At 68.2% G+C, this 10969-nt stretch carries 9 protein-coding genes; 5 read left to right on the plus strand and 4 right to left on the minus strand.

Annotation, left to right across the window (positions count from 1 at the left end; translation table 11 throughout):
• The first annotated feature begins 62 nt into the window (after window positions 1-62).
• Window positions 63-554 carry a nuclear transport factor 2 family protein gene (locus ASE78_RS08490; RefSeq protein WP_056495719.1) on the plus strand — a complete coding sequence of 164 codons (492 nt, stop codon included), beginning with the start codon at window positions 63-65 and terminating at the stop codon, window positions 552-554.
• Window positions 551-1081 carry an HIT family protein gene (locus tag ASE78_RS08495; protein ID WP_162236480.1) on the plus strand — a complete coding sequence of 177 codons (531 nt, stop codon included), beginning with the start codon at window positions 551-553 and terminating at the stop codon, window positions 1079-1081. Before ASE78_RS08490 ends, ASE78_RS08495 begins: the two co-directional genes overlap by 4 nt.
• 7 nt (window positions 1082-1088) lie before the next feature.
• Here the strand turns inward: ASE78_RS08495 and ASE78_RS08500 are convergent, their stop codons facing one another.
• Complete coding sequence (locus ASE78_RS08500) at window positions 1089-1706, minus strand: response regulator transcription factor (protein ID WP_056495721.1); 618 nt, start codon at window positions 1704-1706, stop codon at window positions 1089-1091.
• Between the two features lie 262 nt (window positions 1707-1968).
• Complete coding sequence (acs, locus tag ASE78_RS08505) at window positions 1969-3903, minus strand: acetate--CoA ligase (protein ID WP_056495724.1); 1935 nt, start codon at window positions 3901-3903, stop codon at window positions 1969-1971.
• A 325-nt stretch (window positions 3904-4228) separates the two neighbouring features.
• Here acs and ASE78_RS08510 point away from each other — a divergent pair, with 325 nt between their 5' ends.
• Complete coding sequence (locus tag ASE78_RS08510; RefSeq protein WP_056495727.1) at window positions 4229-5890, plus strand: MFS transporter; 1662 nt, start codon at window positions 4229-4231, stop codon at window positions 5888-5890.
• Window positions 5891-6024: 134 nt separating this feature from the next.
• Here the strand turns inward: ASE78_RS08510 and ASE78_RS08515 are convergent, their stop codons facing one another.
• Window positions 6025-6339 carry a DUF167 domain-containing protein gene (locus ASE78_RS08515; protein WP_056496406.1) on the minus strand — a complete coding sequence of 105 codons (315 nt, stop codon included), beginning with the start codon at window positions 6337-6339 and terminating at the stop codon, window positions 6025-6027.
• Between the two features lie 96 nt (window positions 6340-6435).
• Here ASE78_RS08515 and ASE78_RS08520 point away from each other — a divergent pair, with 96 nt between their 5' ends.
• Window positions 6436-8106 carry an MFS transporter gene (locus ASE78_RS08520; RefSeq protein WP_056495731.1) on the plus strand — a complete coding sequence of 557 codons (1671 nt, stop codon included), beginning with the start codon at window positions 6436-6438 and terminating at the stop codon, window positions 8104-8106.
• A gap of 194 nt (window positions 8107-8300) precedes the next feature.
• Window positions 8301-9578 (plus strand): MFS transporter, encoded by a 1278-nt coding sequence (locus ASE78_RS08525; RefSeq protein ID WP_056495733.1) that lies wholly within the window; start codon window positions 8301-8303, stop codon window positions 9576-9578.
• A 118-nt stretch (window positions 9579-9696) separates the two neighbouring features.
• Here ASE78_RS08525 and ASE78_RS08530 read toward each other — a convergent pair whose 3' ends face one another.
• Window positions 9697-10905: an ABC transporter permease gene (locus ASE78_RS08530; protein WP_055761090.1), complete on the minus strand. Its 1209-nt coding sequence runs from the start codon at window positions 10903-10905 to the stop codon at window positions 9697-9699.
• Window positions 10906-10969 lie beyond the last annotated feature (64 nt).

The following is a 10969-nucleotide window of genomic DNA, read 5'->3' on the forward strand; positions in this document are numbered from 1 at the left end:
TGCTTCCCGTTCCCGCCGCGCCGATGGTAGCATCCCGCCCCTGTGGGGGAGCCAAGGGGGCGATGATGCGACGCGCTAGGGCAGGACGGATATTCGGCGCCACGATCGTCGCGGGGATCGCCGCGCTTTCCGCAGCGGCGCGGGCGGAGACGCCGCCCGGCGCCTGCCACGGCGAAGCGGCGGTCTGCCGGACGCTGTGGCAGGGGGAGGCCGAACTGGCATCGATGCTGGTGTCCGGCGACGTGCGCATCGTCGAGCGGCTGTTCGCCGAGGATGCCGTCTGGTCGCTGGCCAACGGCGAGCGATGGAGCAAGCGGCAGGCGATCGCCGCGCTGCGCAACGCGCCACGGATGACGCGGAGCCAGTTGCTGCGCGCCGACGTCCATCAGCATGGCACGGTCGCGATCGTGGTGTGGGCAGAACAATGGCACGACCCGGCGACGAACCGCGAGGCGCAATCGTTCGGGACCGATACGTGGCTGCGGCGGCAGGGGCGCTGGCAGATCATCGCGTCGCAGGAGGCGCGCCTGCCGCCGCCGGTGGCCGCGCGATGAGGCGGTTCGCAAGGCGATCGATCGGGGCGTGGCTGCTGGTCCCGGCGCTCGGCGTGGCGAGCGTGTTGTCGGGCGGGACGCGCGGCGTGCCCGCCGGCGACGCGCTGCCCTGTCCGCTCGATGCGCCGTATGACGGCGACAATGTCTTTGCCCGGATCGTGCGGGGCGAGTTGCCGGCGTCGATCGTCGCGCAGGACGCGCGGGTGATGGCGATCATCCCGCTGGAATGGGAGCGCCCCGGCCACACGCTGGTCATCCCGAAACGGCCGGTGCGCAACCTGTACGATCTGGGGGATCGTGATCTGGTGGCGGTGATGTCCATGGTCCGCCGGGTGGCGACCGCGCAGCGGCGCGCGCTGGGCAACAGCGGTTTTTCGTTGCAGCAGAACAATGCGAGCAACCAGCATGTCTGCCACCTGCATGTCCATGTGATCCCCGATACGCCGCGCGTGCCGCGGGTGCGGGCCAGCCGTGCCGAGATGGAGGCGATGGCGCAGCGGTTGCGCGCCGCGATGCCGGCGCGGTAATCGAAGGTTATCCCGTTACCTCGACCCCCAGCGCGCGGGCGGCCAGTGCCGCCTGTGTCCGGTTGCCGACGTCGAGCTTGCGCAGCACGGCGGTCATGTGCGCCTTGACCGTGGCTTCGGCCATGCCGAGGTCGTGGGCGATCTGTTTGTTCAGCCGCCCGGCCAGCACGCCGAGCAGGACGCGGAGCTGGGTGGGGGTGAGCGAGGCGACGCGGGTGGCGATGTCGTTGTCGTCGGGCGCGTCGGTGGCCATGCGGTCGCCCGCCAGTGCGGCGGCGATCGCCGCCTCGATCTCGCTCAGGCCTGCATCCTTGCCGACGAAGCCGACCGCGCCGAAGCGGGCGACCTGCGCAAAGGCCGCCGCGCGGTCGGCGCCCGAGATGACGAGGATCGGCACGGCGGGTGCCTCGGCATGGAGCAGCGCGACGCCGCTGTAGCCGATGGCGCCGGGCATGTTCAGGTCGAGCAGGACCAGCGCGAGGTCGCCATGGTCGCGCACCGCCTGCACCGCGCGGTCGAGCGAGCCGGCCTCGACGATATGTGCCGCCGGAGCCACCGCCATGATCGCGACGCCCAACGCCTGGCGGAACAGCGGATGGTCGTCGGCGACGAGGATGGTGGTCATCGGGGAGTCCGTGGACGCCGGATGGCCTTGCACCCGCGCGAGCGGAGGGCCGGGGTCATGCAGAACGATGGCTCGACTACGCCCCTCCCGGAAAGGGAGGGGCTGGGGGTGGGTCGGCCAGCGAGGAAACACCGGCGTTCGACAACCGGCCAACCCACCCCCGACCCCTCCCTTTCAGGGAGGGGCGTAGTGAAGGGTCGAGCCGTCCTTGCCTCTCGCCCGCGCGGCGGTACGGTTGCGCCGGAGAGTGACGCAGTCGTGCTCACGCCGGGCAGATACGCTCGGCGACCAGCGTGTCGACCACCGACGGGTCGGCGAGTGTGGAGGTGTCGCCGAGGTTCGCGGTGTCGTTCTCGGCGATCTTGCGCAGGATGCGGCGCATGATCTTGCCCGAGCGGGTCTTGGGCAGGCCGGGCGCGAATTGCAGCGCGTCGGGGGTGGCGACGGGACCGATCTCCTGCCGGACCCAGTTGCGGAGTTCGGTACGCAGCGCGTCGGAGGGTTCCTCGCCCGAATTCAGCGTCACATAGGCGTAGATGCCCTGCCCCTTGATGTCGTGCGGCATGCCGACGACGGCGGCCTCGGCGACCTTGGCGTGGGATACCAGCGCGCTTTCGACCTCGGCGGTGCCCATGCGGTGGCCGCTGACGTTGATGACGTCGTCGACGCGGCCGGTGATCCAGTAATAGCCGTCCGCGTCGCGCCGCACCCCGTCGCCGGTGAAATATTTTCCGGGATAGGTCGTGAAATAGGTCTGGAAGAAGCGATCGTGATCGCCCCACACCGTCCGCATCTGCCCCGGCCAGCTATCGGCGATGCACAGATTGCCCTCGGTCGCGCCGTCCAGCACCTTGCCCTCGGCATCGACGATCACTGGCTGGACGCCGGGCAGCGGTTTGGTTGCGCTGCCGGGTTTGAGATCGGTGGCATAGGGCAAGGGTGAGATGAGGATGCCGCCGGTTTCGGTCTGCCACCAGGTATCGACGATCGGGCAACGACGGTCGCCGACGACGCGGTGATACCAGTCCCACGCCTCCGGATTGATCGGCTCGCCGACCGATCCGAGGATGCGCAGCGACGCCCGGCTCGCCTTCGTCACCCATTTGTCGCCCTCGCGCATCAGCGCGCGGATCGCGGTGGGGGCAGTGTAGAAGATGTTGACGCCGAGCCGGTCGATCGTTTCCCAGAAGCGGCCATGGTCGGGATAATTGGGCACGCCATCGAACATGACGGTCGTCGCACCGTTGCTGAGCGGACCATAGACGACATAGCTGTGCCCCGTGACCCAGCCGATGTCGGCGGTACACCAGAACACTTCGCCCTCGCGGTAGTCGAACACGTCGCGGAAAGTGGTGTGCGCCCACACTAGATAGCCGCCGGTGGTGTGCAGCACGCCCTTGGGCTTGCCGGTCGAGCCGGAGGTATAGAGGATGAACAGCGGGTCCTCGGCATCCATCGGTTCGGGCGGGCAGTCGGGCGAGGCATCGGCCAGCAGGTCGTGGAGCCAGAAGTCCCGGCCGTCCTGCATCGCAACGGTGCCGCCGCTGCGGCGGATGACGATCACGGTTTCGACGGCGGGGGCATGGGCCAGCGCCTTGTCGACATTGGCCTTCAAGGGGATACGCTTGCCGCCGCGGCAGCCTTCGTCGGCGGTGATGACCAGCTTGCTGTCGCAATCGACGATGCGGTTGGCGAGGCTGTCGGGGGAGAAGCCGCCGAACACGATCGAATGGATCGCGCCGATGCGGGTGCAGGCGAGCATTGCCGCCGCCGCTTCGGGGACCATCGGCAGATACAGGGTGACACGGTCGCCCTTCTTCACGCCCTTCGATTTCAGGACATTGGCGAAGCAGCACACCTGTTGGTGGAGTTCGCGGTACGTGACCTGGCGCGTCTCGCCCGGCTCGTCGCCTTCCCAGAGGATCGCGACCTGATCGCCGCGTTCTGCCAGATGGCGGTCGAGGCAGTTGGCGGACACGTTGGTCTGCCCGTCGGCGAACCAGCGGATGCGGAAATCGGCCTCGTCGAACGAGGTATCCTTGACCTGGGTATAGGGCCGCGACCAGTCGATGCAGGTGCCGCCCTCGCGCCAATAGGCTTCGGGGTCGGCGACCGAGGCGGCGGTGCGCGCGTCATACTCGGCCTTGTCCAGCTTGGCCGCGTCGTCCTTTGGGGCGGCATGGATCGTCTGGGTCATATCTCTCTCCTGTATTCCCTGATCTGCGCTCGTGCGGGCGTGCGTCAAGCCGTGAGGGGGTACGACCAAGGTCTTACTAGGCGATGTGCGGCGCAGGCGTGACACTGGCGCGGCAAGGAGGTGCGGCGAACGATCGCGCCCGTGCATCGGGCCGGTTTTCCGCTTTTCCCCTCCCTGACAAGGGAGACGGCGGGGGTAGGTCGGCCCGCGAAGTCAGGTAAGCGCGCGATAACGGGCCTACCCAACCCCCAGCCCCCTCCCCTGTCAGGGAGGGGAGGTAAACACCCCGGCCGACAGCGACCGGGACATAGGAGAGGATGCCGTCATGGCGGACACGACGACGGCCGGGGCGCACCCCAAGGGTCAGAACGAGAAACTGGTAATCGCGGCCTCGTCGCTCGGCACGGTGTTCGAATGGTACGACTTCTACCTCTACGGGCTGCTCGCGAGCTATATTTCGAAACAGTTCTTCTCGGGCGTGAACGAGACGACCGGGTTCATCCTCGCGCTGGGCGCGTTCGCCGCCGGCTTCGCGGTACGGCCGTTCGGCGCGCTGGTGTTCGGGCGGATCGGCGATCTGGTCGGGCGCAAGAACACCTTCCTCGTCACCATGGGGATCATGGGGCTGTCGACCTTCGCGGTCGGGCTGTTGCCGTCGTACGCAACGATCGGCGTCGCCGCGCCGATCATCCTCGTGCTGTTGCGCATTCTCCAGGGGCTGGCGCTGGGCGGCGAATATGGCGGCGCTGCGACCTATGTCGCCGAACATGCCCCCGATGGGAAGCGGGGCCTCTACACCAGCTTCATCCAGACGACGGCGACGATGGGGCTGTTCGCAGCACTTCTGGTCGTCATCGGCTTTCGCAACGCGCTGGGCGAGGAGAGCTTCGCCGGCTTCGGCTGGCGCTTGCCGTTCCTCGTGTCGATCCTGCTGCTGGGTGTGTCGATGTGGATCCGGCTGCAATTGTCGGAAAGCCCGGTGTTCCTGAAGATGAAGGAGGAGGGCAAGACGTCGAAGGCGCCGCTCACGGAAGCGTTCCTGCGCTGGCCGAACCTGAAAGTTGTGCTCATCGCGCTGTTCGGCGCGGCGATGGGCCAGGCGGTGGTGTGGTACACCGGGCAATTCTACGTCCTGTTCTTCCTTGAAAAGATGATGAAGGTCGATGGCGCCACGGTGAACGTGCTGCTGGCGGTATCGCTGGCGCTGGGCACGCCGTTCTTCGTGTTCTTCGGCTGGCTGTCGGACAAGATCGGGCGCAAGTGGATCATCATGGCCGGCTGCGCCCTGGCGGCGCTCACCTATTTCCCGCTGTTCGGCGCGCTGACGCAGGCGGCCAATCCGGCGCTCGCCGCCGCGCAGGCGAATGCGCCGGTGCGGGTGATCGCGCACGACGCCGACTGCTCGTTCCAGTTCGATCCCGTGGGCAGCAACAAGTTCGATGCCAAAAGCTGCGACATCGCCAAATCCTATCTGGCGAAGAACGGCATCAGCTATACCAATGTCGAGGCGCCGGCGGGCACGATCGCCAGCGTGCAGGTGGGCAATGCCGCGCTGACCGCGCCCGATCCGGCGACGGTGGACGGCGCGGCGCGGGCCGCCGCGATCACCGCCTATCAGGGCGAGATCGCCGCCGCGCTGGTCGCCGCCGGTTATCCGGCGAAGGCCGATCCGGCGCGGATCGACACGGTCAAGGTCGTCGCGATCCTGTGGTTCATGGTGATCCTCGTCACCATGGTCTATGGCCCGATCGCCGCACTGCTGGTCGAGCTGTTCCCCAGCCGCATCCGCTATTCGTCGATGTCGCTGCCCTATCATATCGGCAATGGCTGGTTCGGCGGCTTCCTGCCGACCACGGCCTTTGCGATGGTCGCGGCGACCGGGGATATTTACTACGGCCTGTGGTATCCGGTGGTGCTGGCGGTGGTGACGCTGGTGTTGGGCGTGCTGTTCCTGCCCGAGACGTTCCGGCGCGATATTCGGGCGTAGGGGGGAGTTACCTTTGCTCCCCTCCCTGACAAGGGAGGGGTTGGGGGTGGGACGGACCGCGAGGATAGCTGTGCGCTCAACAAGCGGCCAAACCACCCCCCCCCCCCCCCCCCCCNCAGGGAGGGGAGAAGTTGCTAGCCTGCAGCCAGCGCCTGTAGCGCGGCTGCCAGAACCGCCGGGTCGCCGGTGATCCGCACCTGCTTCACCCGCGCGGTTTCGCCTTTGACGATCGTTACCTTGCCCTTCGCGATCCCCAGTTGCTTGGCGACGAACCGCACCACTTCGGCGTTGGCCGCGCCGTCGACCGGCGGGGCGGCGATGCGCAGCGCCAGCGCGGTGGTGCCGTTGCCCAGCGGCACCACGCCGGTCAGCGCGCTGCGCGATGCCTTTGGCGTGACGCGCACGCTCAGCGTCGCGCCGTCGGCATCAAGGGTGAACGGTGGGAGCATCGTCGCTGCCTGACGCCCGATCGGCGCGCTGCGCAAGGCGCATGTTTTCGCGTGTCCGCGATGGCACTATTTCGCGTGCTGCGGCATTCACCCGGCATGACCGCCGCTCCCGTAACGATCGCGACCGCGACGCCGACCCGACCGTTGTCGATCCCGATCTTCCGCGCGATCTGGATCGCGTCGATGGCGTCGAATTTCGGCGGGCTGATCCAGTCGGTCGGCGCGTCGTGGATGATGACCTCGCTGGCGTCGTCGCCGCAGATGATCGCGCTGGTACAGGCGTCGACGACGCTGCCGATCATGTTCTTTTCGCTGTGGGCCGGTGCGGTCGCCGACAATCTCGACCGGCGGCGGGTGATGCTGGCGGCGCAGGGCTTCATGCTCGCTGTGTCGGTACTGCTGGCGGTCTGTGCGTGGCAGGGGGTGCTGACCCCGTGGTTGTTGCTCACGTTCACCTTCCTGATCGGCTGCGGCACCGCGATCAACGGGCCGGCGTGGCAGGCGTCGGTCGGCGACATGGTGCCGCGCAGCGTCCTGCCGAGCGCGGTCGCGCTCAATTCGATGGGGTTCAACATCGCCCGCAGCCTCGGCCCGGCGATCGGTGGCGCGATCGTCGCGGCGGCGGGGGCGGCGGCGGCGTTCCTGACCAATGCGCTGAGCTATATCGGGCTGATCGTGGTGCTGGCGCGGTGGCGGCCGACACGCGCTCCGCGCCTGTTGCCGCGCGAGCGGCTCGGCCTCGCGATGGCGGCGGGGGTGCGCTATGTTCGCATGTCGCCGAGCATCCGTACCGTGCTGATCCGCGCCGCGCTGTTCGGGCTGGCGGCGAGCGCGGTGCCGGCGATGATGCCGCTGATCGCGCGCGACCTCGTGACCGGCGGGCCGCTGACCTATGGCGCGCTATTGGGCGCGTTCGGGGTGGGGGCGGTTGGCGGCGCGCTGGGCAGCGTGCGCTTGCGGCGGCGCTGGTCGACCGAGCGGATCGTGCGCGCGGCAGCGAGCGCGCTGGCGGCGGGCGCGGTGGTGGCGGGGGTCAGCACCATCCTGCCGCTGACACTCGCGGCACTGGTGGTGGCGGGCGCGGGCTGGGTCGCGGCGCTCAGCACGTTCAACGTGACGGTGCAGATGGCCGCCCCGCGCTGGGTCGTGGCACGCGCGCTGTCACTGTACCAGATGGCGGCGTTCGGCGGGATGGCGGCGGGAAGCTGGCTGTTCGGATCGGTCGCCGACACGCACGGCGTCACGCTCGCGTTGGCGGCGGCGGGGGCGGTGCAGATGCTGAGCGTGGTTCTGGGCCTGCGCCTGCCGCTGCCCGACATCGAGACGGCGAACCTCGATCCGCGCGGGTGGGAGACGCCCGATACGCAGGTGCCGGTCGAGCCGCGATCCGGGCCGGTGGTGGTGACGATCGACTATCGCATCCGCCCGGCCGACATCGTCGCGTTCCTGGGGGTGATGGCCGAGCGGCGGCGCATCCGCCGGCGCGACGGGGCACATCACTGGGCGCTCTTGCGCGACCTCAACGATCCCGAATTGTGGATCGAGCGCTATCATGTGTCGACCTGGCTCGATTACATCCGCCACAACCAGCGGCGCACGCAGGCCGACGACGCCAACAGCGAGGCGCTGCGGGCGCTCCATCAGGGCGAGGCGCCGCCGAGGGTCCACCGGATGATCGAGCGGCAGACGGGGTCGCTGCCGGTGGCAAGGCTGGAGGGATCGCGCGAGATGGCCGACGCGCTGACCGATCCGACGCGGTCGAATTAGGGGGTGCATAACTCCCCTCCCTGACAGGAAGGGGTTGGGGATGGGTTGGCCTGCGAGGGAACGCTGGCACCTGCCTCAAGCCTACCCACCCCCGGCCCCTCCCTTGTCAGGGAGGGGAGAAAAGACCGTGGGCCACGATCCGCGCTAGGCGGCGGCGCGACTTTCGCCGATGGGGACATACGAAGGGGAACCCGATGTCCGCGCCCGATTTCTCGCTGCTCGCCAAACGTCGCTATGGTCCGTTGTTCGCCGTCCAGTTCCTGAACGCGATGAACGACAATTTGCTGAAGTTCGCGTTGCTGTTCCTCGCCAATTTCACGCTGTACCGCGACCAGCCCGACAAGGCGGCGGCGCTGGCGACGATCGCGACCGGCGTGTTCATCCTGCCCTATTTCCTGTTTTCCGGTCTTGCCGGGCAGATGGCCGATGCGTGGGACAAGGCGCGGCTGATCCGCTGGGTCAAGGGGATCGAGGTCGGCATCATGGTGCTGGCGCTGGTCGGGTTCCTGTTGCCGTCGCTGCCGGTGCTGCTCGTCTGCCTGTTCGGCATGGGGCTGCATTCGACGGTGTTCGGGCCGGTCAAATATTCGATCCTGCCGCAGCATCTGCGCTCCGGCGAGCTGATGGGCGGCACGGGACTGGTGGAGGCGGGGACGTTCGTCGCGATCCTGAGCGGGCAGTTGCTCGGCAGCCTGATCGCGCCGCTCCATGCTGGGATCGTCGCGACGGTGCTGGCGATCGCGGGGTTCGTGATGGCGCGGCGGATTCCCGATGCGCCGCCGATGGGCACGGTCAAGATCGATCGCAATCCGCTGCGCAGCCTGTGGGGCGTGCTGAAGGCGGCGCATGGGCCGCGCGGCATCTGGCTGGCGATCACCGGCATAAGCTGGTTCTTCGCGATCGGCGCGGTGATCCTGTCACAGTTTCCGCCGTTGGTGTCGGGGACGCTGGGGGCGACCGCCGGGGTGGTGACGCTGTTCCTCGCGATCTTCAGCCTGTTCGTCGCGATCGGATCGCTGCTGGTCAACCGGTTGCTGAAAGGCAAGGTTTCGGCGCGCTACGTGCCCGCCGCCGGGCTCGCGCTGGCGCTGCTCCAGATCGATTTGTGGTGGAGTTGCACCCATTTCACGGTGGTGACGCCGGGGGCCGGGGTGTGGGACTTCGTGGCGACGCCCGATAGCTGGCGGCTGATGGCCGATCTGGCGGGGATCGCGCTGTTCGGCGGCATCTTTGTCGTGCCGCTCTATGCCATCCTCCAGACGCGCAGCCCGCCGGACAAACGGTCGCAGGTGATCGCCGCCAATAACATCGTCAACGCGGTGGTGACGGTGGCACTGGTCGCGCTCGTCACCACGATGCTGGGGGCGGGGATGGGGGTTCCCGCCAGCTTCGCCGCGCTGGGGCTGGTGTCGTTGCCGGTGGCGGTGGCGTTGCTGCGGTTGCCCGATGACGGGGTGTGGCCGTTTCGGTGATCGGCTGACGTCATCCCAGCGTAGGCTGGGATCTCGTGATTGTCGTGCGGGGCAAGAGCCGCTTGAGGCCCCAGCCTTCGCTGGGGCGACGGTTTGGGGCAGAGGAGGTCAAACGCGGCTATTCGTGCCGGAGCGCATCGATCGGGTTGAGGCTGGCGGCGCGGCGGGCGGGGAAATAGCCGAACACGACGCCGATCAGCGCCGAGACGCCGAACGCCATCAGGTTCACTTGCGGCAGGAACAGGAACGGCAGGTCGCTGGCCAGCGACAGCGCCGCCACCGCGCCCTGCGCGATCAGCAGGCCGATGAGGCCACCCAGACACGACAGCGCCACCGCCTCGACCAGAAACTGGAGCAGCACTTCGGAGGCGACCGCGCCGATCGCGAGACGGATGCCGATCTCCCGCGTGCGCTCCGTCACCGATACCAGCATGATGTTCATGATGCCGATGCCGCCGACGAGCAGGCTGATCGCCGCGACCGCCGAGACGATGGTGGTGAGCAGGGTCGTGGTGCTGGTGATCGTCGCGGTGATCTGCGCGGTGTCGAAGATGTTGAAATCGTCTTCCTTGCCGCCCGCGATGTTGCGGCGTTCGCGCAGCAACTGCGTCAATGACGCCTGCACCGCCGCACCGTCGTAGGCCGGGTTGACGCCGACCAGCATCAGGCGGATGTCGCGGTTGCCGGTGAAGCGGCGCTGCACCGTCTTGATCGGCATGATGACGACATCGTCCTGATCGCCGCCGAAGCCGCTCTGGCCGCGCGTCGACAGCGTGCCGACCACGTCGCAACTGATCGAGCCGATGCGGAAGCGCGATCCCACCGCCTCGCCGCCGGCGAACAGGTTGGTCTTGACGGTGTTGCCGATGATGCAGACCGATTTGCCCGCCGCTTCCTCGGCCGGGGTGAAGGTGCGGCCGGACACCAGCGGCCATGGCTGGACGGTGAAATAGGCGTTGGTGGTGCCGTTGATCGTCGTCGACCAGTTGGCGCCGTTGTAGATCGCGGTCGCGGTCGACTGCGCCTGCGGGGCGACGGCGGTGACGCCGGCGATCTGGTCGCGGATCGCCTCGACGTCCTCCGGCTTGAAATCGGACGGGCGCGGGCCGCCGCCGCCGCGCCCGAAGCCCTGCCCCGGGCGGACCTGCAAGATGTTGCTGCCCAGGCTGGCGATGTTCGACTGGACCGCGCTGGTCGTCGCCTGTCCCAGCGTCGAGATGGTGACGACCGCCGCCACGCCGATGATGATGCCGAGCGTGGTCAGGAACGAGCGCAGCTTGTGGCGCAGGATCGAGCGGATCGCGAGGAGGAAGGTGGTGCCGAGCATCTAGGGTCTGTCCTGCGGAGATTGAAGTGTCGTGATTGCCCTGTCGTGTTCGTCCGGCAAGGAG

Origin of the sequence: Sphingomonas sp. Leaf25 (genome assembly GCF_001421635.1) — a bacterium.
Classification (GTDB): Bacteria; Pseudomonadota; Alphaproteobacteria; order Sphingomonadales; family Sphingomonadaceae; genus Sphingomonas.

Bases quoted from the DNA above. Each gene is read 5' to 3' on its own strand.
- ASE78_RS08490 (WP_056495719.1), top strand. From the start codon at position 63: ATGATGCGACGCGCTAGGGCAGGACGGATATTCGGCGCCACGATCGTC.
- ASE78_RS08495 (WP_162236480.1), top strand. From the start codon at position 551: ATGAGGCGGTTCGCAAGGCGATCGATCGGGGCGTGGCTGCTGGTCCCG.
- ASE78_RS08500 (WP_056495721.1), bottom strand. From the start codon at position 1,706: ATGACCACCATCCTCGTCGCCGACGACCATCCGCTGTTCCGCCAGGCG.
- acs (WP_056495724.1), bottom strand. From the start codon at position 3,903: ATGACCCAGACGATCCATGCCGCCCCAAAGGACGACGCGGCCAAGCTG.
- ASE78_RS08510 (WP_056495727.1), top strand. From the start codon at position 4,229: ATGGCGGACACGACGACGGCCGGGGCGCACCCCAAGGGTCAGAACGAG.
- ASE78_RS08515 (WP_056496406.1), bottom strand. From the start codon at position 6,339: ATGCTCCCACCGTTCACCCTTGATGCCGACGGCGCGACGCTGAGCGTG.
- ASE78_RS08520 (WP_056495731.1), top strand. From the start codon at position 6,436: ATGACCGCCGCTCCCGTAACGATCGCGACCGCGACGCCGACCCGACCG.
- ASE78_RS08525 (WP_056495733.1), top strand. From the start codon at position 8,301: ATGTCCGCGCCCGATTTCTCGCTGCTCGCCAAACGTCGCTATGGTCCG.
- ASE78_RS08530 (WP_055761090.1), bottom strand. From the start codon at position 10,905: ATGCTCGGCACCACCTTCCTCCTCGCGATCCGCTCGATCCTGCGCCAC.